The sequence below is a fragment of the Erythrobacter litoralis genome (assembly GCF_001719165.1).
Lineage (GTDB): Bacteria > Pseudomonadota > Alphaproteobacteria > Sphingomonadales > Sphingomonadaceae > Erythrobacter > Erythrobacter litoralis.
On sequence record NZ_CP017057.1, the window covers coordinates 279118 to 305280 of the forward strand.

The 26163-nt window shown below is 61.3% G+C and carries 29 protein-coding genes; 17 read left to right on the forward strand and 12 right to left on the reverse strand.

Annotation, left to right across the window (positions count from 1 at the left end; genetic code table 11):
- Positions 1–2: 2 nt before the first annotated feature.
- The 3 genes from Ga0102493_RS01315 to kynU are packed head-to-tail and all read left to right on the forward strand — an operon-like array spanning position 3 to position 2637.
- Positions 3–794: a tryptophan 2,3-dioxygenase gene (locus Ga0102493_RS01315; RefSeq protein ID WP_034905642.1), complete on the forward strand. Its 792-nt coding sequence runs from the start codon at positions 3–5 to the stop codon at positions 792–794.
- On the forward strand, positions 791–1417 hold the full coding sequence (gene kynB / locus Ga0102493_RS01320) for an arylformamidase (protein WP_034905640.1): 627 nt from the start codon (positions 791–793) through the stop codon (positions 1415–1417). The genes Ga0102493_RS01315 and kynB overlap by 4 nt, the downstream gene beginning before the upstream one ends.
- On the forward strand, positions 1414–2637 hold the full coding sequence (gene kynU, locus Ga0102493_RS01325) for a kynureninase (protein WP_034905638.1): 1224 nt from the start codon (positions 1414–1416) through the stop codon (positions 2635–2637). Before kynB ends, kynU begins: the two co-directional genes overlap by 4 nt.
- 157 nt (positions 2638–2794) lie before the next feature.
- On the opposite strand, the gene Ga0102493_RS01330 is transcribed toward kynU, so the two are convergent.
- Positions 2795–3403: an HNH endonuclease gene (locus Ga0102493_RS01330; RefSeq protein ID WP_034905636.1), complete on the reverse strand. Its 609-nt coding sequence runs from the start codon at positions 3401–3403 to the stop codon at positions 2795–2797.
- Positions 3404–3584: 181 nt separating this feature from the next.
- Here Ga0102493_RS01330 and gluQRS point away from each other — a divergent pair, with 181 nt between their 5' ends.
- The 5 genes from gluQRS (at position 3585) to Ga0102493_RS01355 (ending at position 6602) form a co-directional block, all read left to right on the forward strand.
- Positions 3585–4403 carry a tRNA glutamyl-Q(34) synthetase GluQRS gene (gene gluQRS, locus Ga0102493_RS01335; RefSeq protein WP_236922270.1) on the forward strand — a complete coding sequence of 273 codons (819 nt, stop codon included), beginning with the start codon at positions 3585–3587 and terminating at the stop codon, positions 4401–4403.
- Positions 4404–4427: 24 nt separating this feature from the next.
- Positions 4428–4658, forward strand: a complete 231-nt coding sequence (locus Ga0102493_RS01340) for a hypothetical protein (RefSeq protein ID WP_034905634.1) — start codon at positions 4428–4430, stop codon at positions 4656–4658.
- Between the two features lie 34 nt (positions 4659–4692).
- Complete coding sequence (locus tag Ga0102493_RS01345; RefSeq protein WP_034905633.1) at positions 4693–5268, forward strand: cob(I)yrinic acid a,c-diamide adenosyltransferase; 576 nt, start codon at positions 4693–4695, stop codon at positions 5266–5268.
- 76 nt (positions 5269–5344) lie between these two features.
- Positions 5345–6214 (forward strand): 3-hydroxyacyl-CoA dehydrogenase NAD-binding domain-containing protein, encoded by an 870-nt coding sequence (locus Ga0102493_RS01350; protein WP_034905631.1) that lies wholly within the window; start codon positions 5345–5347, stop codon positions 6212–6214.
- Positions 6215–6278: 64 nt separating this feature from the next.
- Entirely contained in the window at positions 6279–6602 is a 324-nt protein-coding gene (locus Ga0102493_RS01355; protein WP_034905629.1) for a hypothetical protein, read from the forward strand.
- A gap of 28 nt (positions 6603–6630) precedes the next feature.
- Here Ga0102493_RS01355 and Ga0102493_RS01360 read toward each other — a convergent pair whose 3' ends face one another.
- Positions 6631–7023 (reverse strand): hypothetical protein, encoded by a 393-nt coding sequence (locus Ga0102493_RS01360; RefSeq protein WP_034905627.1) that lies wholly within the window; start codon positions 7021–7023, stop codon positions 6631–6633.
- A gap of 25 nt (positions 7024–7048) precedes the next feature.
- Positions 7049–9712 carry a DNA mismatch repair protein MutS gene (mutS, locus tag Ga0102493_RS01365; protein ID WP_472311529.1) on the reverse strand — a complete coding sequence of 888 codons (2664 nt, stop codon included), beginning with the start codon at positions 9710–9712 and terminating at the stop codon, positions 7049–7051.
- Positions 9713–9870: 158 nt separating this feature from the next.
- Between mutS and Ga0102493_RS01370 the strand changes: the two genes are divergently transcribed.
- Positions 9871–12144: an NADP-dependent malic enzyme gene (locus tag Ga0102493_RS01370; RefSeq protein WP_034905626.1), complete on the forward strand. Its 2274-nt coding sequence runs from the start codon at positions 9871–9873 to the stop codon at positions 12142–12144.
- A gap of 71 nt (positions 12145–12215) precedes the next feature.
- Here Ga0102493_RS01370 and Ga0102493_RS01375 read toward each other — a convergent pair whose 3' ends face one another.
- Both Ga0102493_RS01375 and Ga0102493_RS16075 read right to left on the reverse strand, forming a co-directional pair.
- Positions 12216–12716 (reverse strand): ferritin-like domain-containing protein, encoded by a 501-nt coding sequence (locus Ga0102493_RS01375; protein WP_034905726.1) that lies wholly within the window; start codon positions 12714–12716, stop codon positions 12216–12218.
- Between the two features lie 813 nt (positions 12717–13529).
- On the reverse strand, positions 13530–13688 hold the full coding sequence (locus Ga0102493_RS16075; RefSeq protein ID WP_161490023.1) for a hypothetical protein: 159 nt from the start codon (positions 13686–13688) through the stop codon (positions 13530–13532).
- A 284-nt stretch (positions 13689–13972) separates the two neighbouring features.
- On the opposite strand from Ga0102493_RS16075, the gene Ga0102493_RS15840 reads away from it, so the two are divergent.
- The gene (locus Ga0102493_RS15840) at positions 13973–14449 is read left to right on the forward strand and encodes a hypothetical protein (protein ID WP_150132384.1); all 477 of its coding nucleotides are present in this window, start codon (positions 13973–13975) and stop codon (positions 14447–14449) included.
- Positions 14450–14663: 214 nt separating this feature from the next.
- The gene (locus Ga0102493_RS15555) at positions 14664–15263 is read left to right on the forward strand and encodes a PilZ domain-containing protein (protein WP_034905623.1); all 600 of its coding nucleotides are present in this window, start codon (positions 14664–14666) and stop codon (positions 15261–15263) included.
- A 207-nt stretch (positions 15264–15470) separates the two neighbouring features.
- Here the strand turns inward: Ga0102493_RS15555 and Ga0102493_RS01385 are convergent, their stop codons facing one another.
- The 6 genes from Ga0102493_RS01385 to Ga0102493_RS15560 all read right to left on the reverse strand — a co-directional run bounded on the left by Ga0102493_RS01385 (position 15471) and on the right by Ga0102493_RS15560 (position 20793).
- A complete protein-coding gene (locus tag Ga0102493_RS01385) occupies positions 15471–16208 on the reverse strand; it encodes a sigma-70 family RNA polymerase sigma factor (RefSeq protein WP_034905621.1) in 738 nt (245 codons plus the stop codon).
- On the reverse strand, positions 16205–18304 hold the full coding sequence (locus Ga0102493_RS01390; RefSeq protein ID WP_081845737.1) for a flagellar biosynthesis protein FlhA: 2100 nt from the start codon (positions 18302–18304) through the stop codon (positions 16205–16207). Before Ga0102493_RS01390 ends, Ga0102493_RS01385 begins: the two co-directional genes overlap by 4 nt.
- Before the next feature lie 59 nt (positions 18305–18363).
- Positions 18364–19395 (reverse strand): transglycosylase SLT domain-containing protein, encoded by a 1032-nt coding sequence (locus Ga0102493_RS01395; RefSeq protein WP_051698301.1) that lies wholly within the window; start codon positions 19393–19395, stop codon positions 18364–18366.
- 118 nt (positions 19396–19513) lie between these two features.
- Positions 19514–19855 (reverse strand): hypothetical protein, encoded by a 342-nt coding sequence (locus tag Ga0102493_RS01400; protein ID WP_034905619.1) that lies wholly within the window; start codon positions 19853–19855, stop codon positions 19514–19516.
- Positions 19852–20154, reverse strand: a complete 303-nt coding sequence (gene flgM / locus Ga0102493_RS01405; RefSeq protein WP_034905618.1) for a flagellar biosynthesis anti-sigma factor FlgM — start codon at positions 20152–20154, stop codon at positions 19852–19854. Before flgM ends, Ga0102493_RS01400 begins: the two co-directional genes overlap by 4 nt.
- A 78-nt stretch (positions 20155–20232) precedes the next feature.
- Positions 20233–20793: a flagella basal body P-ring formation protein FlgA gene (locus Ga0102493_RS15560; RefSeq protein ID WP_081845735.1), complete on the reverse strand. Its 561-nt coding sequence runs from the start codon at positions 20791–20793 to the stop codon at positions 20233–20235.
- Between the two features lie 181 nt (positions 20794–20974).
- Between Ga0102493_RS15560 and Ga0102493_RS01410 the strand changes: the two genes are divergently transcribed.
- Complete coding sequence (locus tag Ga0102493_RS01410) at positions 20975–22084, forward strand: GGDEF domain-containing protein (protein ID WP_236922351.1); 1110 nt, start codon at positions 20975–20977, stop codon at positions 22082–22084.
- A gap of 424 nt (positions 22085–22508) precedes the next feature.
- Here the strand turns inward: Ga0102493_RS01410 and Ga0102493_RS01420 are convergent, their stop codons facing one another.
- A complete protein-coding gene (locus Ga0102493_RS01420) occupies positions 22509–23159 on the reverse strand; it encodes a MotA/TolQ/ExbB proton channel family protein (RefSeq protein ID WP_069297417.1) in 651 nt (216 codons plus the stop codon).
- A 306-nt stretch (positions 23160–23465) separates the two neighbouring features.
- Between Ga0102493_RS01420 and flgB the strand changes: the two genes are divergently transcribed.
- From flgB to Ga0102493_RS01445, 5 genes are read left to right on the forward strand one after another with little or no spacing between them, the layout of a single operon-like run.
- Positions 23466–23819, forward strand: a complete 354-nt coding sequence (flgB, locus tag Ga0102493_RS01425) for a flagellar basal body rod protein FlgB (RefSeq protein WP_034905614.1) — start codon at positions 23466–23468, stop codon at positions 23817–23819.
- Positions 23820–23839: 20 nt separating this feature from the next.
- Entirely contained in the window at positions 23840–24232 is a 393-nt protein-coding gene (gene flgC, locus Ga0102493_RS01430) for a flagellar basal body rod protein FlgC (protein WP_150132386.1), read from the forward strand.
- A gap of 2 nt (positions 24233–24234) precedes the next feature.
- Positions 24235–24534: a flagellar hook assembly protein FlgD gene (locus Ga0102493_RS01435; protein ID WP_034905611.1), complete on the forward strand. Its 300-nt coding sequence runs from the start codon at positions 24235–24237 to the stop codon at positions 24532–24534.
- Between the two features lie 43 nt (positions 24535–24577).
- Entirely contained in the window at positions 24578–25390 is an 813-nt protein-coding gene (locus Ga0102493_RS01440; protein WP_034905610.1) for a flagellar hook-basal body protein, read from the forward strand.
- A gap of 10 nt (positions 25391–25400) precedes the next feature.
- Positions 25401–26141: a flagellar basal body rod protein FlgF gene (locus Ga0102493_RS01445; RefSeq protein WP_034905609.1), complete on the forward strand. Its 741-nt coding sequence runs from the start codon at positions 25401–25403 to the stop codon at positions 26139–26141.
- The last annotated feature ends 22 nt before the right edge of the window (positions 26142–26163 follow it).

Genomic DNA, 26163 nt, shown 5'->3' on the forward strand with positions numbered 1-26163 from the left:
ACATGAGCCGTGACGTCACCTATTCGAGCTATCTCGATCTCGACCGCATTCTCGCTGCGCAGCATCCCGCTTCGGACGCGCATGACGAGATGCTGTTCATCATCGTTCACCAGGCGAGCGAGCTCTGGCTGAAGCTGTGCCTGCACGAACTGACCGAGGCGCGCGAACGGATCGAGGCCGACGAATTGCGGCCGGCCTTCAAGATGCTCGCGCGCGTCGCGCGCGCGCAGCAGCAGCTCATCCAGAGCTGGGACGTGCTCAGCACCATGACTCCGCACGACTATTCGCGCATCCGCCCGCATCTGGCCTCTTCCAGCGGGTTCCAGTCGGCGCAGTATCGAATGATGGAATTCATGCTCGGCGGGCGCGATGCTAAGCATGTCCGGCTGCATCGCGGCAATGAGGACTGGGCGGAGCGGCTGGAAGCCGAGACCCGGCGGGCGAGCCTCTACGATGCCGCCGTCCAGCTACTGGCCCGGCGCGGATTCGCGATCGACCCCACGGTGCTGGAGCGAGAAGTCGGTGCGGAATGGAAACACGACCAAAGCGTCGAGGCGGCCTGGGCGGAAATCTACCGCGACCCGCTTGCCGCATGGGACCTTTACGAACTGGCCGAAAAGCTGGTCGATCTCGAATACCATTTCCAGCGATGGCGCTTTGGCCATTTGAAAACGGTCGAGCGGGTCATCGGCTTCAAGCGCGGGACCGGAGGAACCCCGGGCGTGCCCTATCTGGAGGGCGTGCTGAAGCAGGCCTTCTTCCCCGAATTGCTGAGTGTGAGGACCGCGATATGACCCGCCGCATCCGCGACATCTCGCAGCGCCTCCATCCGGGCCTGCCGGTCTGGCCCGGCGACACGCCGTTCACCCAGTCGCGCACCTGGCAGATGGAACAGGGCTCGCCTGTCAACGTGTCCGCGCTCACCCTCTCCACCCATTCGGGCGCACATGCCGATGCTCCGCTGCATTATTCCGCCGACGCGCCGGACATCGCATCTGTCCATCTCGCTCCCTATCTCGGCGAGTGCCTGGTCGTCGATGTGCGCGGTTCCGGGCCGCTGGTCGGGGTGGGCGACCTTCCGCCTCTCGATGGTGCCCGGCGTGTCCTCCTGCGGACCTTCGTCGCATTTCCGCATGAGGCATGGGTCGGCGAAACCACCGCCATCGCGGCCCAGACGATCGAATGGCTTGCGGGGGAGGGCGTGAAGCTGGTCGGGATCGACGGACCGTCGATCGATCCGCAGGATTCGAAGGACATGCTGGCCCACAAGGCGGTTCTGAAACACGACATACGCGTGCTCGAGGGGCTGGTGCTCGATCACGTAGAACCGGGCCGTTACGAACTCATCGCCCTGCCGCTGCCGATCGCGGGGGGCGATGCGTCGCCCGTGCGCGCAGTTCTGAGGGACCTCGCATGAGCCTCGCCGAGCGCACCCGGGAGCTGGATGCGGCCGATCCGCTCGCGCCCTTCATCGATCGCTTCGACCTGCCCGAGCGCGTGATCTATCTCGACGGCAATTCGCTCGGAGCCCTGCCGCGCGCCACCATGCCGGCGATGGAGCGGGCGGTGCGCGAGGAATGGGGCAAAGGGCTCATTCGCAGCTGGAACGACGCGGGATGGTTCGATATGGCGCAGCGGATCGGAGGCAAGATCGCTCCCCTGATCGGGGCCGCGCCGAGCGAGGTGATCGCCTGCGATTCGACCAGCGTTAACCTGTTCAAGCTGATCTCAGCCGCTCTCGACATGAGGCCGGGGCGCAAGGTGGTGCTGTCCGAACCAGGCAATTTTCCGACCGATCTCTACATGGTCGCAGGCCTCGAACGGCAGGGGCTGGCGGTGCGGCGCCTTGCTTCGCGCGAGGAACTGGCCGGGACGCTCGATGAGGACGTTGCGCTGCTGATGCTGACCCACGTCCACTACAAGACCGGCGCGTTGCACGACATGCGGGCGTTGACGAAGGCGGCGCACCAGGCCGGCGCGCTGGTGCTCTGGGACCTGTCTCATTCCACGGGGGCCGTCCCGGTCGACCTCGGCGGGGTGAATGCTGATTTCGCGGTCGGCTGCGGCTACAAATACCTGTGCGGAGGTCCGGGCGCCCCGGCCTTCGCCTATGTCGCCGAGCGACACCATGCAGACCTCGCACAGCCGCTTACCGGCTGGTTCGGCCACGCCGCTCCGTTCGACTTTTTCGACGACTACGAAGCCGCGCCGGGCGTCGAGCAATTGCTGTGCGGCACTTCGCCGGTGCTCGGCCTGACCGCGCTCGAGGTCGGGGTCGATCTGATTGCGGAAATCGGTGTCGAGCGGCTCCATGCAAAGTCGCGCGCGCTGTCCGGGTTTTTCCTCAAAAGCCTTGCCGAAAGCGGGATCGCGCTCGATCTCGTCAGCCCTTCCGATAGCCTCGCAAGAGGCAGCCAGCTCTCCTTCCGGCACGAACAGGCATACCCGATCTGCCAGGCGCTGATCGCGCGCGGCGTGATCGGCGATTTTCGCGCGCCCGACATCCTGCGGCTCGGTTTCGCGCCGGCCTATCTGCGCTTCGCCGATATCTCGGAGGCAGCGCGGCACCTTGCAGAGGTGCTGACCGGGGAAGAATGGCGCCGCGATGAATTCAACCGGCGCGCTGCTGTCACCTGAACCTTCGAGTCGCGGGTTGGTTGACGTAGTTCATCCGCCCCCAGTCGGCGCAAACGGGCAATTCGACCCGCGACGGTGCCAGCAGTCCCGGCGAAGCGCGAACCTCACGGGGCGCGAAGCTAGCGCGGCGGTGCGAAGTAGGAAAGCGGGCGGCGGTTCACGCCTCCAGCTCGATGTCCCAATAGAGCCAGTCGCGCCACGTCTCGTGGAGGTAGTTGGGCGGGAACAGCTTGCCGTGCTGCTGCAATTGCCAGCTTGTCGGGCGGATCGGTTTCATGCGCACCGGCATCGCCGCCTGTTTCGGCGTACGCCCGCCCTTCTTCATGTTGCAGGGTGCGCAGGCGGTGATGATGTTCTCCCAAGTCGTCTTGCCGCCCAGACGGCGCGGGATGACATGGTCGAAGGTAAGGTGATCGCCGCTGCCGCAATACTGGCACTGGAAGCGGTCGCGCAGGAACACGTTAAAGCGGGTGAAGGCGGGAAACTCGCTCTGCTTCACGTATTGGCGCAGCGCGATCACGCTCGGGATCTTCATGTCGAGGCTGGGCGAGTGAACTTCGCGATCATAGCTCGCGACGATATCGACCCGGTCGAGGAACACCGCCTTGATCGCGGTCTGCCAAGGCCACACGCTGAGCGGGTAGTAGGAAAGGGGGGTGTAGTCCGCGTTGAGCACGAGCGCGGGGCACGCCGACAGGTTGCGCGTCGGGTCATCGCCGCTGCTCCGGAAACGAGCAGCTCCTTCGATCAGTTCGGCCTTGAACACGCCAGGCGTTCCTCCCTGATTGAACGAAGCATGCCGTGGCAAGGAAAAGAGTCAATGCCGTGACAGGCGGCTTATCCACGGTCGCGAGCTGTCGATAGCCTGTGGATAGCTTGTGGGGGACGCTCCCGCGCCGCCCGGTTCGATGGGACTCGCGGCCCGATTGTGGCAGGAGGCACATGCTGTGGAAATCGTTACCCGCTTCGCCCCTAGCCCCAATGGTCCGCTGCATCTCGGCCACGCCTTCGCCGCGATCGTCGCGCACGATCTCGCGCAAGCAGCGGGTGGGCGTTTCCTCCTGCGGATCGAGGATATCGACGGCCCGCGCTCGCGTGCGGAACTGGGCGATGAATTCCGCCGCGACCTCGAATGGCTCGGGCTTGAATGGGAAGAGGTGCCCGCCCAATCAACTCGGCTCGACAGCTACACCGCCGCCGCGCAGGGCCTGCGCGAGCGAGGCCTGCTCTATCCCTGCATTTGCACGCGCCGGGAGATCGAGGCTGCTGCCACGCGTAAGGGCCCGGAAGGCCCCGTCTACCCCGGGACGTGCAAACGCCGTGCGATCGATCCTGCCTTGCCTGCGGCCCTGCGTCTCGATGTCGAGAAGGCGCTTGCCGTCACGGGGCAGTTGTTCTGGATGGACGAACTCGCAGGAAAACAGGTCGCGGATGCCGCCGCCGGGGGCGATGTCGTGATTGTGCGCAAGGATCTTCCGGCGAGCTATCATCTCGCGGCCACGCTCGACGATGCGGCCGATGGCTCGACGCTGGTCACGCGCGGTGCCGATCTGTTCCATGCCACCCATGTCCACCGACTGATTCAGGCGCTACTCGACCTGCCGGTGCCGCGCTGGCACCATCATCGTCTGCTGCTCGACGAGAAGGGCCGGAAACTGGCGAAACGCCGCGGTTCGCCCGCGCTTTCGGACCGGCGCGAGGCGGGCGAGGACGGATTGATGCTTGCCCGGCAATTGCGCTTGCAGCATTTGCCATCTGGAACCTGAACGAAGAAGGCCCATTTTGCACTCATGGAATACGTTCTGATCCCCGCGCTCGTCATCCTGTGCATCATGGTCCTCGTGTCCCTGATCCGCGGGGTCGTGGCCTTCCTCAAGACCACCAAGATCGATCTCGAATCCGGCGAGGGTGAGACTGCGACCGATATGCAGCTTGCCCAGAACAAGGCAATGTTCGCGCGGATCAAGTATCAGGCGCTGGCGATCGTCGTCGTCGCGATCATCCTCGCGGTCGCGCGCTAGACGCACGCGCTGCAAGCGCATAGAGCCTGCGCCCATGGTCAAGCTCAACCGCATCTACACCCGCACCGGCGACGACGGCACTACCGGCCTTGTCGACGGTTCGCGCATTCCCAAACATTCCGTGCGGATCGAGGCGATCGGCATGGTCGACGAGGCAAACAGCGCGATCGGGCTCGCGATCTCTGCGATTGCCGATAAGGGACATCGCGCGCTGCTGACACGGGTCCAGAACGACCTGTTCGACCTCGGCGCCGATCTTGCGACCCCTGCCGTCGACAGGGATTTCGCGCCGTCGGAAATGGTCCTGCGCATGGTTCCGGCGCAGGCCGAATGGATCGAGGCGCAGATCGATGCCCTTAACGAACGGCTCGAACCGCTCACCAGCTTCGTCCTTCCTGGCGGAAGCGAGGCGGCTGCTCGCGTCCATGTCGCCCGCGCGACGACCCGCGCGGCCGAACGGGCAATGACAGCGCTTGCCGGCGAAAGCCCGGTCAACCCGGCCGCCAGCGCGTACATCAATCGCCTTTCCGACCTGCTCTTCGTCCTTGCGCGGGTGCTCAACGAAGACGGCGCTTCCGACGTCAACTGGGTCCCCGGCGCGAACCGGTAGCTATCCGCTGGCCTTTGCCCGCGGCGCGCGCTAACGGGTGCGGCAACTGGAATGCTGCACTTGCGAAGGAATTATCATGCGCAATATCGCCGTCATCGGGGCCGGGCAGATGGGCACCGGGATCGCCCAGACCGTCGCCCGGCACGGAATGAAGGTCATGCTTGCCGATGTGAACCTTGAACGGGCAGAGGCGGGCAAGGCCAATATCGAAAACGCCGTGACGAAGCTGGTCGGACGCGGCAAGCTCGAGGCGGACGAGGCCGAGGCGCTGCTCTCCCGCATCACGCCGGTTCCCGATTACGCGCCGATGGAGGGTGCCGACCTCATCATCGAGGCGGCGACCGAGAAGGAAGAGATCAAGCAGGCGATCTTCGAAAATGCGAGCAAGGTGCTCGGCAAGACGGCGATCATGGCTAGCAACACAAGCTCGATCCCGATCACCCGCATGGCCAATCACTCGCCCGATCCTGCGCGCTTCATCGGCCTGCATTTCTTCAATCCCGTGCCCGTGATGGGGCTGATCGAGGTCATTCCGGGCCTCGCCACCTCGCAGGAGACGACCGATGCCGTCACCGCCTTCGCCCGCGGGTTGGGCAAGGAAGTCGTGCTGTCGCAGGATGAACCCGGCTTCGTCGTCAATCGCATCCTGCTGCCGATGATCAACGAGGCGGTTTTCGTGCTCGGCCAGTCGACCGCGGGGATCGAGGATATCGACAAGGGCTGCCGGCTCGGCCTCAACCATCCGATGGGGCCGCTGCAACTCGCGGATTTCGTCGGGCTCGATACCTGCCTCGATATCATCAAGGTGCTCTACAAGACGACCCGGGACAGCAAGTATCGGCCCGCGCCGCTGCTGGTGAAATATGTCGAGGCCGGCTGGCTGGGGCGCAAGACCGGGCGCGGCTTTTACGATTACAGCGGCGAGGCGCCCGTCCCCACGCGTTGAGCCGGTGGGACGCCAAGGAACATCGGACCGGGCCTAACCGTTGGTTATGCAAAGGAGATTTTGCATGACCGAACGTAAGAACCCCGTCAGCCAGGAAGAGCGCCAGTCGGGCCTCGCGCCCGAGACGCACAATGACGAGCAGGACGATCACCGCCAGCAGGCGCAGGAAGTCGCCAGCGAAGCGCAGTCCGAGGAGAGCGGCGAGCCCGGGGCCACCGAAAGCCGCAAGGCCCCGTCACCCGGCATCGACAATGTCGCGGGCAATGAACGCGACATGATCGACGAGATGCGCGACATGGAAGACAGCGGCCGCATCGATCATTCGGCCTATGCCGGCGAACCCAATCACGACGACAATACCGGCAAGTACGACGGCAAGGAAAGCTGACCTGCGCGCATGCCCGGGATTACCCGCTCTAATAGTTGGCCGGGTTATCCTCAGCGGCGTATGCGTCCGTCTCGGGCGCATCGCCTTCGAGGATGACGTAATCCTCGCTCGCCGCATCGCGCGATAGCTCGGGATTGGGATCGAATCCCTGCGCATCGTCGATCGGCTCGCTGCCGTCCGAACCGTCGTAGGAATTATCGTACCAACCGTCCGGTGTTTCCGAAGAGCCGGCAAGGTCGGCGATGCTGGTTTCGGCTTCCGGCTCGGCTTCGATTTCGGCAGCCGCGTTCTCGTAGTCAGGCGGGGTCGCAGGGCGATCTCTCACCCCCTCGAAATTGGCGGCGACCAACCCCGCGCCCACGACGACTACGGCCGCGAAAGCGAGCGCTGTCCTGCTGTTGTCGAACAAGGTCCGGACCATGGCTTCTCGCCTTACAGGAGCGGGATTAAGCTTTCGTATTCGCCGCTTCGCGCTTCAGTTCATAGAGCATGTCGAGCGCCTCGCGCGGGGAAAGCGCATCGATGTCCATTTCGCGCAGCCGTTCGACCAGCGCCTCTTGCGGGCCAAGTTCGGGCTGCACGCTCGCTGCGGCGAACAGCGGCAATTCGCCGAGGCCCGCGGCAAGCCCGCCGGTCTCGGTGCGGGCCTGTTCGAGCTTCGCCAACACTTGGCTCGCCCGCGCGACCACCTCTTTCGGCACTCCGGCGAGCTTGGCGACGGCGAGCCCGTAGCTACGGTCGGCCGGGCCTTCGGCGAGTTCGTGGAGCAGGACGAGATCGCCCTTCCATTCGCGCGCGCGAACATGGTGAAGTGACAACGCAGGGCAGCTTTCGGCGAGCCGCGAAAGCTCGTGGTAATGAGTCGCGAACAGGCAGCGGCAGCCGATCCGCGAATGCACCGCCTCGACCACAGCCCATGCCAAAGCGAGCCCGTCATAGGTCGAAGTTCCGCGCCCGACCTCATCGAGGATCACGAAGCTGCGCGGCCCGGCCTGAGCGAGGATAGCGGCGGTCTCGACCATCTCGACCATGAAGGTCGACCGGCCCCGGGCGAGATTGTCGGATGCGCCGACCCGGCTGAAGAGGCGGTCGACCAACCCGATCCGGGCAGAGGACGCGGGGACGAAGCAGCCCGCCTGCGCCATTAAGACAATAAGCGCGTTCTGGCGCAGGAAGGTCGACTTGCCGCCCATGTTCGGCCCGCCGATCAGCCACAGCCGGTCCTGCGATGCGAGCGAGCAGTCATTGGCGACGAAGCGTTCCCCCGCCTTTGCGAGCGCCGCCTCGACCACGGGGTGCCTGCCCGCGCGGATATCGAGCGCGGGGTCCTCGTCGATTTCGGGACGGCACCATTCCCCTTCCGCTGCGCGTTCGGCATTGCCCGCAGCCACGTCGAGCCGGGCGAGCGCGGCGGCCGTGCGCGCGATGCCTTCGCGTGCGGCGCAGACTTCGCCGACGAGTTCCTCGAAATGCGCGTCCTCGGCGGCGAGCGCCCGGCCGCCCGCCTCGGAAATGCGCGAGGCTTCCTCGTGCAGGGCGAGCGAATTGAAGCGCACCGCGTCCTTCATCGTCTGGCGATGGGTGAAACCGCTGTCGGCCGCCATGAAGCGATCGGCATGGCGCGCGGGCACTTCGATGAAATAGCCGAGCACGCCATTGTGCCTGATCTTGAGCGAGGGCGTTCCCGTCTCCTCCCGGTAGCGCGCCTCCATCGCCGCGATCGCCTTGCGCGCATTCCCTGAAACCTCGCGCAATTCGTCGAGCGAGGCATCGTAGCCGCCCGCGATATAGCCCCCATTGCCGCGCTCGGTCGGCGGTGAAGCGACGAGTGCGCGCGCAAGCAGGTCGACCAATGCCCCATGCCCGCCGAGCTCCGGGAGCAGCCGGGCAAGCAGGGCAGGGCGATCTGCTTGAGCGGCAAGCCATTCATGGAGCCGCGTCGCTTCGGCCAGCCCGTCGCGCACCTGCCCGAGATCGCGCGGGCTCCCGCGACCGGCAGCGATCCGCCCGAGCGCACGCCCGATATCCGGCAGGGAGCGCATCCCGTCGCGCAGCCGCGCGCGTTCGATCGGGCGGTCAAGCCAGAACTGGACAAGCGCCAGCCGCGCCTCGATCTCTTGCCGGTCGAGCAGCGGCGCGGACAGATCTTCGGCGAGCAGGCGCGAGCCAGCGCCGGTCGAACAGCGGTCGAGCGAGGCCGCAAGGCTCCCGCTGCGCCCGCCGGTGCTGCTGGCGAGGATTTCGAGACTCGTGCGCGTCGCCTCGTCCATCGCCAGCCCGGCATTGCCTGCGCGCCGCACCGGTGGCAGCAACAGCGGCAATCGCCCCCGCCCGGCATGGTCGAGATAGGCGATGAGCCCGCCGGCTGCCGCCAGCATGGCGCGGCTGAAATCTCCGAAACCGTCGAGTGTTTTGACCTCGTGGACCTTGCGCAGCCGTTCACCGCCTGCCTCGCTAGAAAAATCGCGCGCCGGATGAAGGGCGGCTTCTTCAAGGCCCGGCTCATGCGCGAAGGCGAAGTCCTCCGGAATCACGATCTCGCTCGGCGCGAGACGGGCGAGTTCGGCGCCCAGTGTTTCGGGCGCGCATTCCTCCAGCACCATGGTCCCGGTCGAGATGTCGCAGCTGGCAAGCCCGATTGCCCCGCGCACTTCGGCGAGCGCCGCGAGCAGGTTCGCCCGGCGCGGTTCGAGCAACGCTTCCTCGGTCAGGGTGCCTGCGGTGACGAAGCGCACGATGTCGCGCTTCACCAGCACTTTCGAGGACGGCGTGCCTTCGCGCTTGGCCCTGGCCTTCGCTTCCTCTGGCGTCTCGACCTGTTCGGCGATCGCGACCTTGCAGCCCGCCTTGATCAGCCGGGCGAGATATCCTTCTGCCGAATGGACCGGGACGCCGCACATCGGGACCGGCTCGCCCGCATGTTCCCCGCGGGTCGTCAGGGCGATGTCCAGCACCTGCGAGGCAGTGCGGGCGTCGTCGAAGAACAGCTCGAAGAAATCGCCCATCCGGTAGAACAGCAGCGATGCGCCCGCCTCCGCCTTGAGCGCGAGATATTGCTCCATCATCGGCGTCGGTTTGCCGGCGGTTTTCGAGGCGGTGCTTGCGGCCATGGTCCCGGACTAGCATCGCACTGGCGATTCGGAACGAGGCCCCGTGGCGCTTTCCCCTGTTCCTTCGCCGCCTCGGCCCACAAGAGCCTATCGTTTGTCACCTCGGCGGGCTAAGCGGCTGTCGAGCAAAGGGCATGGGCAGTTGAAGGAATACCGGCATGGCTGACGAACCGACTGGTGGGTCGAAGGGGGGATTCACCACGCGCGAGGCGCTGTTCTACCATGAGACGATCCGGCCAGGTAAGCTGGAGATCGTCGCGACCAAGCCGATGACCTCGCAGCGCGACCTCAGCCTCGCCTATTCGCCGGGCGTCGCCGCTCCGGTCGAGGCGATCGCGCAGGATCCCAAGCTGGCGGCGCGCTACACCGCCAAGGCCAATCTCGTCGCGGTGATCTCGAACGGTTCGGCGATCCTCGGCCTCGGCAATCTCGGGGCGCTCGCGTCCAAGCCGGTGATGGAAGGCAAGGCGGTGCTGTTCAAGCGGTTCGCCGACGTCGATTCGATCGACATCGAACTCGATACCGAGGACCCGGACAAGTTCATCGAGGCGGTGGCGCTAATGGAGCCGACTTTCGGCGGCATCAATCTCGAGGACATCAAGGCGCCCGAATGCTTCATCATCGAAGCCGCCCTGCGCGAGCGCATGAACATACCCGTGATGCATGACGACCAGCACGGCACCGCGATCATCACGGCGGCGGGCCTGCTCAATGCGTGCCACCTCACCAATCGCGACATCAAGGACGTGAAGGTGGTCGTGAACGGCGCGGGCGCGGCGGCCATCGCCTGCACCGCTCTCATCAAGGCGATGGGCGTGTCGCCGCTGAACGTCATCATGTGCGACCGCTCCGGACCGATCACGCCCGATCGCGACAATGTCGACCAATGGAAGAGCGCGCACGCGACCGCGACCGATGCTAAGGACCTCGAAGAGGCGCTGGTCGGTGCAGACATCTTCCTCGGCCTGTCGGCGGCGGGCGCGCTCAAACCCGAATGGGTGAAGAAGATGGCCGACAAGCCAATCATCTTCGCCATGGCCAACCCCGTGCCCGAAATCATGCCTGACGAGGCCAAGGAAGTGCGCCCCGACGCGATAATCGCGACGGGGCGCAGCGACTTCCCGAACCAAGTCAATAACGTGCTCGGCTTCCCTTTCATCTTCCGCGGCGCGCTCGACGTGCAGGCGACGACGATCAACGAGGAAATGAAGGTCGCTGCAGCCGAAGCCATCGCCAAGCTCGCCCGGGAGCGCGTGCCAGAGGAAGTCGCTGCCGCCTATGGCAGGAACCACAAGTTCGGGACCGACTATATCATCCCCGCGCCCTTCGATCCCCGGCTGATCGAGGTGGTTTCCTCGGCGGTTGCCAAGGCAGCGATGGATTCGGGCGTCGCACAGGCGCGCATCGAGGATTTCGAGGCCTATCGCATAAAGCTGCGCTCACGGCTCAATCCGACTACCGCGGTGCTGAGCGGCGTGTACAACGAGGCCAAGGAGAACCCGAAGCGCATGGTCTTCGCCGAAGCGGAAGAAGAGGTCGTGCTGCGCGCTGCGATCCAGTTCCGCGATTTCGGCTATGGCAAGCCGATCCTCGTCGGGCGGACCAAGGCTGTGCTCGACAAGCTTCACCAGCTTTCGGTGTCGGATCCCGGCAGTTTCGAGATCCAGAATTCGGCCGACAGCGAGCATGTGCCGGCCATGGTCGACTATCTCTACCAGCGGCTTCAGCGGCGCGGCTATACCGAGCGCGACGTGCGGCGAATGGTCAATCAGGAGCGCAACGTCTTCGCCGCACTGCTTGTTGCGCTGGGCCATGGCGACGGGATGATCTCCGGCCTTACCCGGACGTTCGCCCAGACCGTGCGCGAGGTGAACATGGTGCTCGACCGCAAGCCGGGCGCGCTGCCTTTCGGCATCCACATGATGATCGGCAAGAACCACACGACCTTCCTCGCCGACACGACCATGAACGAGCGGCCGACCGCCGAGGAACTCGCCCATATCGCGCGCGAAGCTGCCGCAGTCGCGCGGCGCATGGGTCACGAGCCGCGGGTTGCGTTCCTGTCCTATTCGACTTTCGGAAACCCTTCCGGCCAGTGGCTCGGCAATATTAGGGAGGCCGTCGCGATCCTCGACCGGGAGGATCCTGGCTTCGAGTACGAAGGGGAGATGGCACCCGATGCTGCGCTCAACCCGACGGTGATGAAGCTCTATCCCTTCAGCCGCCTGTCGGCGCCAGCCAACGTGCTGATCATGCCGGGCCTGCAATCGGCCAACCTCTCAGCCAAAATGCTGCGCGAACTGGGCGCGAACACGACCGTCGGTCCGATGCTGATCGGGATGGAGAAGCCGGTGCAGATCGCGCCGATGACTGCGCTGACGCCGGACGTGCTGACGCTTTCTGTGCTCGCCAGCGCGGGTGTTGTTGGCTGAAACAAAAAGGGCCCGGCTTGGCTGGCCGGGCCCTCGTTGTTTCGGGTTTGCCCCGGCATTGTCTTCTCGGATCAGGCCATTGCCTGCCGGTTCACTTCGCCCGAGGCGATGTCGGTCATCGTGCGGTCACCGCCATAGGTGTTATCGAGGCAATCCCTCAGGATTTTTGCGTCGTCCTCTAGGCCGAGACGGCGCGCGAAGCTTGCTGCAGTGCCGTAACCCGCAATCCCGTAATGAGTCATGCGCTGATACTGGGCGATGATCGATGCATCGCGGACGTCTTCGTCCTTGATGTTATCGGCGTCGATGGCGTGAGCGTGCGCTTCCTTGACGAGCCCTTCCATGCCCTTGCAGAATTCGTCGGTCGGATCGGCGTCATGCGTCTTAATGATGCCGCGCACCTTTTCGATGCCCTGCTTGATGCCGTCGGTACCGGCATCTAGCGCGTCTTTGAGCGTTTCCGAAGTAGCGCATTCGCGCAGTTTCTTCGTGGCTTCAAGCGACTGCTTGTCGGCGCTGTAAATGTCCTGAAGCTGGTCAATGTAGAGGTCTTTCAGGGTCGCGATGCTCATATGCTTCGTCTCCATATTTGTGTTGATGGTTCACGATATTTACGGGTGCGCTGGATGGATGTTCCGAATAAGCGCGAGCAGCCCGGGATAGGCGCGACGAGGCGGGAGCGAACCACGACGAGCGGGTTGCAAAGTCCGCGTGAAGGCCCGGGGGGCGCACGCTAGGAACCGCCGTCCAAATAGTAGTAGTAGGCCTTTCACGAATGACGCCGGCTAACTCGCACAAATTAGCTGATCCGCCTAAAGTGCAGCGGATCAAGTCAATTGATGTGGAATTGTCGAACACCGGAGGTGTCAAATCTGAACCTTGAGGCAACAGTTTTATTGGTGCAGATGTGCGCGCCTATCAAGAACAACTTAGCGAGGAGGGGTGTCGACCGAATTTCGCGAGGAAACTTATTGGCTTGCAGCCGTGTCCCAATTCCCCCTCACCTACCCAGCTCAATGGAAACCCATTGCCAAGCCAGGTTGGACGAACGCCAAATTTGTTTCTGAGCAGATGTTGGGGGGAGAGAGCCCTGCTTGCGGCCGTGAGACGATGGCCCCTTTCTGTCCCCGGGGGCGTGGTTCGTACTTGTAGCTAGATATTTACGCCAAAACATTTTTACGATATTATTGCTACGTTCTGAGTGGCAGCCTCTCTTTAACCAGAGAACTTGCCGCTATTAGGACGCGTAGTGCACACCTGATTCGACTGGACAGTTTGCTCGTTGATTACGGACTAATCTACGCGAATGCTCAGGTGTGCTAAGAACCTGCAGGGCTGCGTTCGACCTAAATTAAGCATCCGCTTAGTAAAGAAGTTATTCGCGCTTACTCTGCTCTCAACTCTTTCAGCTTTTCTAGCGCTGCACACAGATCGATCGCGGCGAAACTGAAGCCGAGATCGTCGCAAAGCTCGAGAGCTTGTTCAACGAGAAGAAGCGCACGTTCCAAATCGCTATCTTCCCACCTATCTAGCGGATCAGCCATGTTGTCCCATCAAATCCTGGCGAGCACATCGAGTTGCCCGCAGTCGGTCGGCGCCGCGGGCCCTACGCGGCACGATCGGAACCGCAAGCGGTCAAGACCCGCGGTCCCGTTTTGCAACACATAACGATGAAAGCAACATCATGCCCAGATCACCGCATGGCATTCGGTTAATGCGCCACAACCGGTCAATGCGCAACAATTTGCTCACGGTTTGCCTCAAATGCCTTTCCGACTGGCGCCATTCGGTTTAAAGTTGCCAATAGAAATCGTCGAAAGGGTCTGTTGTGAAGGGTCGCGAAATTTCAAATTCAACCTCTACTGCCAGACAAGGCGTCTTTAAGAAAGCTGCTGGCGATGCGATCGCAGATCGGATCGAAGCTATAGCTCTCGAAGTAAGGGGAATTGGCAGTCCTGACGGAGAGGTTTTGGCCAGCAGCGAGACGCTTAGTGCTTTAGCGTCTGCTTTACAGCAATCACGAAGAAAGATCGACGAGATCTTCGAGCTTGACGGTTTCGCTGTTAGCCCCGCTTGTGATGTAGTGCTCGAACTGTTTCAGGCTCGTGTAAGAGGCGCTCCATTGTCAGTCCTCGCTTTGTGTGAAGCTCTGAGCTGTCCTTCTTCTGTTGCTCTTCGTTGGCTCGAAGTTTTGGAAAGCAGGCAATTGCTTGTAAAGATGAGCGTCGGTACTGAAAGTGAGAGCGTGGCCCTGACAGAGAAGGGTTTCCTTAGAACTGCACGGGCCCTTCAATTGCATCTCTGAAGCCGATGCCGGAAGCCAACGAGATTGTTAATAGATTGCGGAATGCAGCAACATTTCTAGTTGCCGCGGCCTTCGCTTTATCGAAGTGCGGGAATGCGGTTACCCAAGAAAGGGTTGGAATTTAAAAAAGCGGTTTTCGACTTTTTATTATATAAGGGCGTTTCCGAATGCCCCGAAGACAGATTGATTCACTAAAATCTGCGACACTTTGCAGATGAATGCTGCCGCAACCACCAGATCGAACGAGAGAATTTTCTGCCAAAGAAGCTTCGGGCGGGCAGAGCTGGGCTTGCGAACTTTCGTCGCGACTACATCGGGCACCGTACGCTGCCTGGTAGTCGATTTATCCCTTGGTGGAGCGAAAATTCAACCCGAGCATTCGATCGAAGCAGGCTCAGACTTATGGCTAACCCTTGGCAACCTGAAAGTGTTCGGGACAACTCGTTGGGCGATTGGCGATGTCATCGGCATTCAGTTCGACGAGAAGCTGCCCAAGGCCTTCATTTTGCACCTCCAAGGCGGCAGTGTAGACCCAGAAGAGCTCGCGGCCGCCGAAGCGATGCTAGCCGCGCGTGACTGGGTTGTCGGTAAGCCCAGCGATTGCAAAAAAAGTGAGCGGATCGCCAAGGTCCTGGGTCAAGCCAGCGATGCGTCGCTTATTGGCACTCGTCAGGCGATAGCCCAGCCTGGGCCAAGGTCGCGGTCGTCTCGTCGCCGTTTCACGGAATGGCTCGATAGGCGGACGTCAATCCTCGTTGTGTTGTCAGCCTTGCTCGGTGGATTATTAGGTCTGGCGAGCCTCTTTATCTTCTGAGTATCGAGGTTTTCCTTACTGGCTCGTGGTTTGCTCGCCATAGTGCGGGGCCCTGTGTCACGAAGAGTAGCTGGGGCAGGGGCGAAGCGATAATCACAAAGGGGGGCGCCAAGTGCCGTAAGACCTGCGCTCAAAAAAACCAACATTTTTTGGCTCGCCCACGCACACACAACATAAACCCGGGAAGCAGATGGGTCGATTTCCTCGTCAACGAATCTGTTCAATAAGCGTTCTTAGATCGGCAAGTGCCTTTGCCCGAAGCTGGTGCACCCGCGGCACACTCACGCTAAGCACGGCTGCGATTTCAGTGAGATTTAGTTCTTCGACGAAGAACAATTGAAGGACCAATTTGAGCCGTTCAGGCAACTCGGCCATGGCATTCACTAATAAGTTACGATCCTCGGCCTCGCAGAGCAATTCAAAAGGATCGGGATCCTCGCTCGCAAATGCTACGTTGCCATCATCATATTCCTCACTGATCGAGCTGATTGTAATGCCTGACGCTTCGATATCGAGCAATTCGCGATCGCTCAGGTTCATAGCCTTTGAAACTTCGCCACGATCTGGTTCGCGTCCCAGCTCCGTACGCAATTTCTCGAGGGTTTGCTCGTAGCGAACGCGCTTGCGCCTGGCTAATCTACTGTCGTGCCGGTTGCGCCGGACTTGATCGAGCATCGCCCCACGGACACGAATTTTCGCATATGCTGCGAAACCGTCTTCGGTCGGTCCGGAATGCCGGTGCGCGCATTCGGTAAGTGCCACGATGCCAGCCTGCATTAGATCTTCCACCTCGAGTCCGTCGCGACCGGCCCCATAGATGTGCCAAGCAGATCGCCGGACAAGCGGCAAAAATTGCCGCACGCGGCGTTTGACGTCATCCTGCGAAACAGAAGCATAGGTGGCAGAATAGGCTTTAGCAGCAAATGCGCGTGGATCGTGCTTCATGCGGCGACCTCATTGCGATTAGACGACGAAGAATCGGACAAGGTTTCGTCGCTGGGAGATGCTGCGCCATTCGAGCCACCTATTATCCCAACGACTTCGACTGTCTGCGAGGCGGGAAGTTCGTTGATTGAAATCACGAGGCATCCGCGTGCACGATGCTTGAGCAAAGCAGCAAGGGCGCGCCTCGCGGGAGGCTGCACGATAAGAGCAATAGGGCCCGCCTGCTCGGTTAGAAGACGATTTACTGTTTTTACGATCATGCTGCCGCAATCCGGCTCAATGAGCGGTTGGCCCGTGCCAGGATCGACCATGCCCCCAAGGATCGCGGACTCTAGCGAGGCATCGAGCGTTGCGACCTTGAGCTGCTCGCCCGGCGGACAAACCCTCGCAACAAGTCGCGCGCCGAAATCAGCTCGTATTGCGTCGATGAGCGTGTCGAAATCCTGTGTTTTCTGCAGCGCTAGAGCGAGACTAGTGAAGAGAGGTTGCGGATGAGCAAGGCCGATCCCATCGGCCAAAAGCGCGCGCAGGATACGGGTCAGAGCCGCGAGAGAAAGCGGGTCGGGATGGACGGCCTCGACCAAGGCGGGTGCGTGTAGTTTGAGTTCGTCAAGCCACTCTCGCACTTCTTCCGGACCCAGTAATTGATGCGCTTCGCCTAGCAACGCCTGGTTGGCATGCGTGCCAATCACTGTGCTGGCGTCCACAACCATGAAGCCCTCGGCAATGGCTTGGTCGCGCAGGGCGGGCTCGATCCACAAGGCCGGGCAATTGAAGCTCGGGTCGTGAGTGGGCTCTCCATGTAATCCCATGTCTTCGTGCGATCGGCCCGAGCGCACATCGCCGGCGTCAATTGCGAGGAGCTTCCCTGCACGCACGGTGCCGCGCGCAATGCTGATCCCGCCCATAAGCACCGCATAATCGCATGCTCCGAGGTCAAGCGAGTCGCGAATACGGAACTGGGGCAGGACAAAGCCAAGGTCGCGCGATAGCTGCTTTCGGATACCCGTGATGCGCGTTGCGAGCAGCGCTCCCTTCTCCTTGTCCACTAGATGCAAAAGGCCATAGCCGAGCTCTATAGTAACCAGTGTCTGGTCGCTCACATCTGCGAGCTCGATCGCATCTGGCGAAGGACCCTCGATCGGCTCATGGGCAGGGGTCGGTTCGGCAGACTTGCGACGCAAGTGCCACCAGATGCCTCCTGCAACCGCCGCTCCTGGTAGGAAGATGGACTGCGGCATAGCGGGAACAAGGCCAATTGCAGCAAGGATGACCGCAACCGGCAACCAGCCCCTAGCATCTGAGAATTGCCTGCCGATCTGGCCAGTCAGATCGCTCTTGTCCGAAACCCGGGTGACTATCGCGGCTGCTGCTATTGAGAGCAGTAGGGCAGGAACTTGCGCGACTAGCGCATCGCCGACGGCAAGCGTCACATAAAGCTCGCCAGCTTCGGTGGCAGTGAGGCCATGACTGACCATGCCGAGCGCAAAGCCGGCGATGATATTGACCCCGAGGATCAGCAGAGCTGCTAGGGCATCGCCTTTGACAAACTTCGAGGCGCCATCCATCGAACCATAGAAATCGGCTTCGACTGAGACTTGTGAACGTCGATCGCGAGCTTCCTCGGAACTTATAAGCCCTGCAGCAATATCCGCGTCGATCGCCATCTGCTTGCCAGGCAAAGCGTCGAGAACGAACCGTGCCGAAACTTCCGAAACGCGCCCTGCTCCCTTTGTCACGACGATCATATTGATGATCATCAGGATGCAGAACACGAATAGGCCGACGGCAAAATTCCCGCCGACAAGGAACTCGCCGAAGCTCTCGATCACCTGTCCAGCCGCCGCGCCGCCCTCGTGACCAGCTACCAGCACCACTCGCGTCGATGCAACGTTGAGCGCGAGTCGCAGCAAAGTTGCGAAAAGCAGCACCGTGGGAAAAGACGAAAACTCGACAGGGGTCCGAGCATTCAGCGCAACCATAAGCACGGCGACGGATATGGCGATATTGAGTACGAAAAAGATATCAAGCAGGACTGGAGGAATGGGAAGCACCATCAAGGCAAAGAGCGCGAAGATGCCGACCGGCAATGCCATTGCCGCGGGCGCCAGCCGCAGCCGTTCAATGATTGCAGATCCGTTCGAGACAGCGGTGGTCACAGTCCAAACTCCTTGAGCCGGTCATATGCGTGCCGGACCTGTTCCTGCGTGGCGGAATTTTCGCCTGCCGGTGCCAAGAACGTCGCGTAGAGAATTTGCGAAATCGGGGCCCTACCGCTCACGGATGCGCCGATTGCCGAACCGCTAGCGCGAGTTGTTTCCAGAGATGGAAGGGAAGGTCGCTGGCGGGGGGGGGCGAACGATCCATCGGCCATGGCAAGGTCTACCTGAGGTGCTCTCGGGCTGGGCTCTGTTTGTTGGATAACCGCATGGACGCGCCTGCGTGCAGACCCGAGCGCCCCCTCAAGCTTTGTTGATAGATGTTCGAGGACGCCGGCAAGGCTTCGCGGACTGCCGCTCCTCTCATAGAATACTGCTCTGTTGGCTGCCGCCGGTCGAGCAAAGAGCGCTACTGCGTTCTGCGTTGGATCTTTGGTCATCGCCGACAGGAATCTACCCGCTCCCTCGGCACCGAGGAAATGCGCGAGGTAGAGCTCGGCAGGATCCGGCTCGCGCCCTAGAATAGGTGTCAGGAAATCGCGATTATCCTCGGCTAGACTTGCCGCCATTAACGCCGCCACCTGCGGGTTTTCGCGAAGCGCCAGGATTGCCTCGCGCTTGGCAGGAGCGGCAACATGCGCTTGGCCGCGCGCATTGATCCCGATTTCAGCGGCGATATTACCGAGACCAAACCGGCTGCCGTGTTTGCGCAGCGTTTGCAGCCATGTGCTGTCGATGAATTGATAAAGGCCCTTAGCGCTCGATGTGCGAGCCTTTGCGGAAGGGTCCATGGAGGACTCGACCTGCGCTTGCGCAATCAGAAAATTGAAATCTATGCCCGTTTTTCGGGAAGCCTTCGCGATGGCCGCTTCGATGGGGTCGCGCGCGTGTACGGTTTTCGACGCACGCGCCGGGTCTTCCCCGCCGCGTTTCAGTTCGTCTCGCGCGCTTTCATAGGAGCGCGACGCCGCTTCGAACGCGACCCGGATCCCGCCAGAGGGGTACGATATGGCAGGTGGTTGGCTCACTGCAGTTCCGCTCGGTCTGGCAACGCCGCAGAACGGCGGCGCTTTCAGAACCCACGTAGCAAAAAGCGTGCCAATTCGAGTTCATTCGGTCGTGGTGAGCCACAATGCAATTTTGGGCCTATCCGATTGCGCGCCCGTAAGTGCAACGCACTTGGTTCGGGTCTCCCAGTGCTTCGATGCGCGCTGCAACATTGGCAGCAAGCAGGTTGCGAACTCGGCGGTTAACCTCGTTGAGCCTGCTCGCCGTCAAGGCAAGCTCCCTAGTCTCTGGGTCCAGCGTGTAACCAACGCTCGGCCTCAGAACGTCGCACAGGCTTTCTTTGTCACGCGCGCAATCCGATATTGCTTCCGGCTCTAGCGAGGCAAGCGCTTGCCGCTCTGCCTCGAGTACGGCAATCATCTGCCGCAATTTGCCGGCAAGGTCACTCGGAGTTTCGTGCGCCATTATCTCGTCTTTCATCGAGGCAACTCGAAGCTAATCTGGGCTGCGATCATCGCGTCTGCGATTTTGGTCGGGACAAGCGGGTAGGATCCATCCTGCAACGCCGCGCGAATTTGTTCTACGCGTTCCCGGTCGATCGGCGGAGTGACGGCATCGACTTCGCTGCGGACTTCGATGCTGACCCCACGCGCAGCAGCTTGCTTCGCCTGGTCGGTAGAAGCCGAGGCCTTTCGTGCGGTTGGCTGGGTCCGGTCGGTCTCCGAAAGAGAGCGGGCGGAACTGACGCCTTGCAACTTGCTCAATTCGACAGAGGGCATCTCGGGTCTCCTGCAAGAATCCTGTTACCCAGGACGGCCAAGTTTAGGTAAGTTTAAGTCTGATATCCGGTTCTAGTGTCATCCCGCTGGAACGACAGCTAGCCCTGGTCTTTCAATTCGGGCATGCAGCGGCTCAGCCTTGCGCGAAGTTCGCACAAAAATCCAGTCGCCCGCCGCTCCGCTCTCCATCGCCTCGCCAGCTTGTTGAACCGAAAAGCCTCGTCCGCGGATCAATATGGTGAGGGCATCACCGCGCTTCACGACGTTATTGCGTGCCGCCTGTCCTTGTAGGGGACTGGTGGCAATAAAGATGCGCCAGCTCTCGGGGCCGCTGCAGGAAACCTGAACAGTGCTTCGCGCGGTGCCGAACCATTCGGTGAGAAGCGGCTCCGCACATGCCGCCAGCCGAAGGCGACGATCCGAAGGCAGGCGCGGTCCGCCCGGTTTTCCAACTTCTGCGCCTGTGAAGGCGATTACCGCCTCATCGATTTCGCTGGGGTCGATATGGCTGCCTGCTGGAGCACCGCCAGCGGCCGCTACTGGAAGGCTGAGACACCAAAGAGCCCCAATCGCCAATGACGTTCGCCAACGGACGCTCGCGATACGCCTCGCGGTTTTGCGAGAGGAATCTTTCATCATCGAAGGTCTCCGTGCTTCTTTAATCTACCACCGGAAGAGAAGCAAGAGTCATGCCAATTCTGTGGTCGGCTCCTGCAAACGCGAGCTAAGGACTTTTCCCAAGTCCGAAACCGTGAACGCCTTAAGCAAACCTTGATTATGGAGCCGCTTAACTCTGGTGACTTGCTGGGAGGCCTTGGAGGTGCCCTATCCTCAATTTCTGCGCTCCGGCGCGCGCGATCGATTGATCCGGGCGACCCGGACTGGTCCAACTGCGGAAGAGCAATCCGCTCCTCCCTCGCGCGCGGTGGAAGCGCAAAAAGAACTGCTCGAGCGGATCGGCGATTTCGTCATTGAGCACGGGCTTGGCGTCAACTCAGCCAATCTCGCCGCGATCTGCGCCGCCTTGTCCGGCGCGGATGCCGAGCTCGCGCAGGCTTTTACAGCTCGGGAATTGTCGGGTGAACCGATCGACCAGCGATGGCTTGATACGCTTGCAAGGCTTGATCCGGGAACGAATGGACGCATAGCCGAGCTCGAGCAGCTCATGGATAAACTTGAGTATTCGCTCATGCGGTTCGCCCAAACGACCAAGATGGCGCAGGATGAAACCAGCGACCACCGCGGTGCGCTGGGTGCGCAGATCGAGGCAATCGCTGACGTCGCGGCGCCCGGCGGGATGGTCGCGGAACTTGATCGGGTGGTGGAGCTGTCAAGGGCAGTGCTCGAGCGCATCGAACGGGTCGAGCAAGCTATGGAACGTAGTCAGGACGAGGCGCGGCGGCTGCGCGCCAGCCTCGCTACGGCACGGATGGAAGCGGACGTCGACCATCTGACAAGGCTGCCAAATCGCCGAGCCTTTGAACGGCGATTGGTGTCGGCGGCTAGCGAGGCCCGGTCGAAGTCTGAGCCGCTTTGCATCGGCTTTTGCGATGTTGATCGGTTCAAGCAGATCAACGATCGGTATGGTCATGATGCCGGCGATCGTGTCCTGTGCACGATTGCCGACACACTCAGTGAGCACGCAAGCGATCAATGCTTCGTCGCGCGGCACGGCGGTGAAGAATTTGTCGTGCTTTTCTATGGACTGGACAAGCAGGCTGCGCTTGCCAAGCTTGACAGCATCCGGCGTGCGCAGGCGGCCAGGAGACTGCGTGATCGGTTCACCGGTCAGCCGTTCGGGCAGATCACCTTCTCGGCTGGTATTGCCGAGGTAACCGAAGACAGCGATACGCGTTCCGCGCTCGCACGGGCGGATGCCGCCTTGTACCAAGCCAAGGCGGCCGGTCGGAACCGCGTCGTTTTCATCTAGAATGTCGAGTCTGCCAGATCGGCAACACTGTCATAGGCGAGACTGGCATAGATGTGATCTTCCCGCCCTCGCGAGATTATCGTGCGGACTGCGACCTGGGGATCATTCAGGCTCGAAACCAGCCTTTCGCTCGCTTGCCATGCTTGGGCCTCTCCCCCGGGTCGATATGTCGCGAAGATTGTCAATGTTGCCCGCGGGTCTCGCGGCTGGTCTCCTAGCCATTCGCGAAGCGTTGGGCCGCCCGCGATCGGACGATACAACGCCTGGGAGGCTGAGATTGTCGGCTTCTGGGAGCGCTCTCCTTCAGGGTTTCCGTCCGCGAATGATGACGGAAGAGCAGCCAAGGTCACGAGAAAGAGTATAAGGGCAAGATCGGCAAGGATCAGCTGCCACCCGTTCGCGTTCGGAATCAGCCGGCTCGGGCTCATGCCACGCCCCGGATCTTTGGCTGCTTTGCAGCGGTAACCACTGGGCTGGTCAGCTGGCTTGCAAACCACTCCAACAGAGCGTCCCGCAAGCGGGCCTCGAGTTTTGCGCGTCGCTCGATCATGGCAGCGATTGGGAGGCAGATGAGATGCGCGAGCAGCACTCCGTAAAGTGTAGATGTCACCGCCGTGGCGATCGCGCTCATCGTTGTCTCGAGGGTGTTCACTGCTCCGGCTGGGGCAAGGTTGGTTATGCTGTACAGGGTCCCCACAAGCCCAAACATTGGAGCGAGTTCCGCGGCTACGACCAACACATTCGCTGCTTCGCTCATCCGAGCTTCGCTTGATTTCTGCTGCGCGGCTCGCATGCTGAACATTGCCGAAGGCGAGCCGCTGCGCAGATAGCTTTCGAGCAGCCGCGCCAGTTCCGGATCCGGCGGTAGTGGGCTTTCGACAGCGAGAGGACCGGAATGCTCAATTGACCGCACAATGCGCGCAAGTGCGGCGCGGTTGCTCGCCTCATCGAAGTGCTTGTGGATTAGGGTGAACCCCGCATGGACTGCCCCGAATAGGTTCCGAAATCCGCACCTGGCTAGGCTTGCGAGGAGGGTTCCCGCTACCACGATCAGCAATGCCTCGCCGTCCAGCAATCGAGTGAGCTCGCTTGGCACTGACTTGGATCTCCCGGCTGACTATACTTAAAAGATAGAACGGGCAGGGAAGAGCCTGATTAAGGGATCGTGTCAGACGGCAATGCACGCTGCATAAGCCTGGCAAAAGATTTCCTTGGCACCGGCAAACAGTTGCCGGTCATTGCGTTCTCAATATCTCATGGACCAACGCCTAGGCTTCTTCTGAAGCCAGCAATTGATTTGGCACGCTTCGTGCATCCTCCTTCACCGCTGGAGGCACCTTCGGCACCGAGACCGCAATCTAGCTCGAAAAGGCTTCTTGCCATGAGTGAACAAATCTTTGGTATTCACGGCGCAGCGCTAGAATTGCGTTCGCAACGCATGGGCGTGCTTGCGTCCAACATCGCGAATGCTGCAACGCCCGGCTACAAGGCGCGCGATATTGACTTTAACGCCGCGCTTGAGGCCCGGATGTTGCGTCAGCGAGGAACTTCGACGGAAGTTTCTGGTCCGGCTCTCGTCTATCGAAGCCCAACAATGCCTGCGCTTGACGGGAATACCGTGGAGCTGGGGCGCGAACAGGTTGCTTTCGCCGAGAACGCATTGGCTTACAGCGCAACGCTGTCCTTTGTTCAGGGCAAGGTTAACACGATCACTCGCGCGCTGAAGGGCGAATAACGATGCCAGATCGTGCCCCCATGACCCTGTTCTCGCTGACCGAACGCGCCATGCAAGCTCAGATGGTGCGAATGAACGTGGCTACGTCCAATCTCGCCAATGCCGGGTCAGTGTCGAGCACTGAGGATGGCGCCTACCGGCCAATCCGCGCCGTCTTTGCAACGGAACTCGACCGCGCTTCGGGTTTGGCAAGTGTGACCAGCAGTGAACTCGTGCGCTCGGAAGTTGCACCGACAAGACGATATGACCCAGCTCACCCTCTCGCTGACGCCGACGGCCATGTCTGGGAAGCACCGGTGGATGAGAGCGCAGAGATGGTCGAGATCATGGAAAGTGCGCGTCAGTATCAGAATCTCGTGCAGGCGCTGCAGACCGCCAAGCAGCTGATGCTCGAAACACTCAGGAGCAATTGATCATGAATACTGTGAACTCGCAGACATCCAATCCAGTGCTCGATCGGCTAAATACGCCGTCCCGACTTTCCGGTGCGGGGGGTCTGGGCTCGCTCGATCAAGCGGATTTCATGCGCCTTCTTACGACTCAGTTATCGTTTCAGGATCCGCTTGAGCCGGTCAACAATGAAGCGATGCTGGCACAGATGGCGCAGTTCTCAACACTCGCTGCGACGAGCGAATCCACTGCGACCCTCGATGAAATTTCCGCCAAGCTCGACCGATTGATTGAGGTGCAAAGCGGAACCGGTCGAATGCCTTGAGTTCCCAAGCCCTGAAACAAGTTGCAGCAAAGGACGAAAACTGATGTCTTTCTTCACCTCTCTTAGCGGCCTCAAGAACGCCGAAACCGACCTGCGGGTCATCGCCCATAACATCGCCAATGCAGAGACTGTCGGCTTCAAGAAGAGTTCGGCCCAGTTCGCGGACCTCGTAGCGTCCGGTTCGAACACCGATCCGCGCCGTACCGCCGGCATCGGGGCGACAGTTTCCGCGATCACGCAGGACTTCGCACTCGGGCCGATTGAACAAACTGGCCGCAGCCTCGACCTCGCGATCAATGGTGACGGCTTTCTCGCTTTTGCTAACCCCGTCTCTGGAGATCTCAGCTTTACCCGCAACGGCAATTTGCAGATCTCGGCAACTGGCGCAGTACAGGACTCGCTTGGAAGCCAGCTGCAGGCTTTCCCCGTTGATGCAGCCGGAAATCCGACTGCAGCAGTGCCGGTCGACGTCACGGTGCCCTTGACCAATGCAGCGGGTTCCGCGCTCGCCAATGTCACTATCAACGGCCGAGGTACCATAAATGCAGCTTATGCCGATGGCACCGCGGTTGCGGTAGGACAGGTGGCGTTGGCCACTTTTGCCTCTCCTACAGGCCTGCGAGCCGTTGGGCAGACGAAATGGGAAGCCTCGGGCGACTCCGGAGCCCCGGCTTTCGGGAACCCTGGAATTGGGAATTATGGCGACTTGATCAGCGGAGCACTCGAGCGTTCGAACGTCGATCTCGCCGAGGAAATGGTTGGTCTATTGACTGCTCAACGCAACTTCCAGGCGAACGCTCGAGCGATCGATACGGCGACCACGATATCGCAGACTGTCATCAATCTCCAGCGATGAGCACTGACTGATGGACCGGATGATCTATACCGCGCTGACTTCGATGAACGCTGCAATGGACCGGCAGCGGGCCGTCGCGAACAACCTTGCGAATGCTTCCACACCGGGCTTTCGACAGGAGCTTTTCGCCGTCACGCCGGCGACATTAAAGGACGGCTCCATCGAGGCGCGAGCCATGGCGCGTGGCCTTGTGCGCGGCGCCGACCTAACTACGGCGCGGGTAATTCCCACGGGTCGCCCCCTCGACATTGCCGTGCAGGGCAACGCCCTGATCGCCCTGCAAGGGCCGGCAGGAGAGGTTTATTCACGCCGGGGAGACTTGAGTGTGGCGGCCTCAGGCGTGCTGGAGAATGGCGATGGGCTCCCGGTGTTGGGGGAGGGAGGTGGTCCGATTTCCGTACCTGCCGGTTTCAGCATAGCCGTTGCAGGTGATGGCACGATCCTCGCGAATGATCCGGCGGCTCCACGCGAACCGGCACAGGTTCTTGACCGGATCAAGCTCGTTTCACCTGAGGGTAGCCAGATTGCGAAAGGCGTCGATAGCTTTCTGAAAGTACCAAATGGCGGGGTTCTGCCGCCTGACCCAACTGCGCGCGTGACCCCCGGGTCTCTCGAACAATCCAACGTCGAAACAGCAGAAACCTTGGTCCAAATGATCGACGCGCAGCGCGCGTTCGAGCAGCGTGCCAAGATCATCCGCACCGCCAATGATCTCGATGAAGCCAGCAGCCGCCTGATGGGCCTGCGGTGATAATAAGATTCAGGAGCTAGTC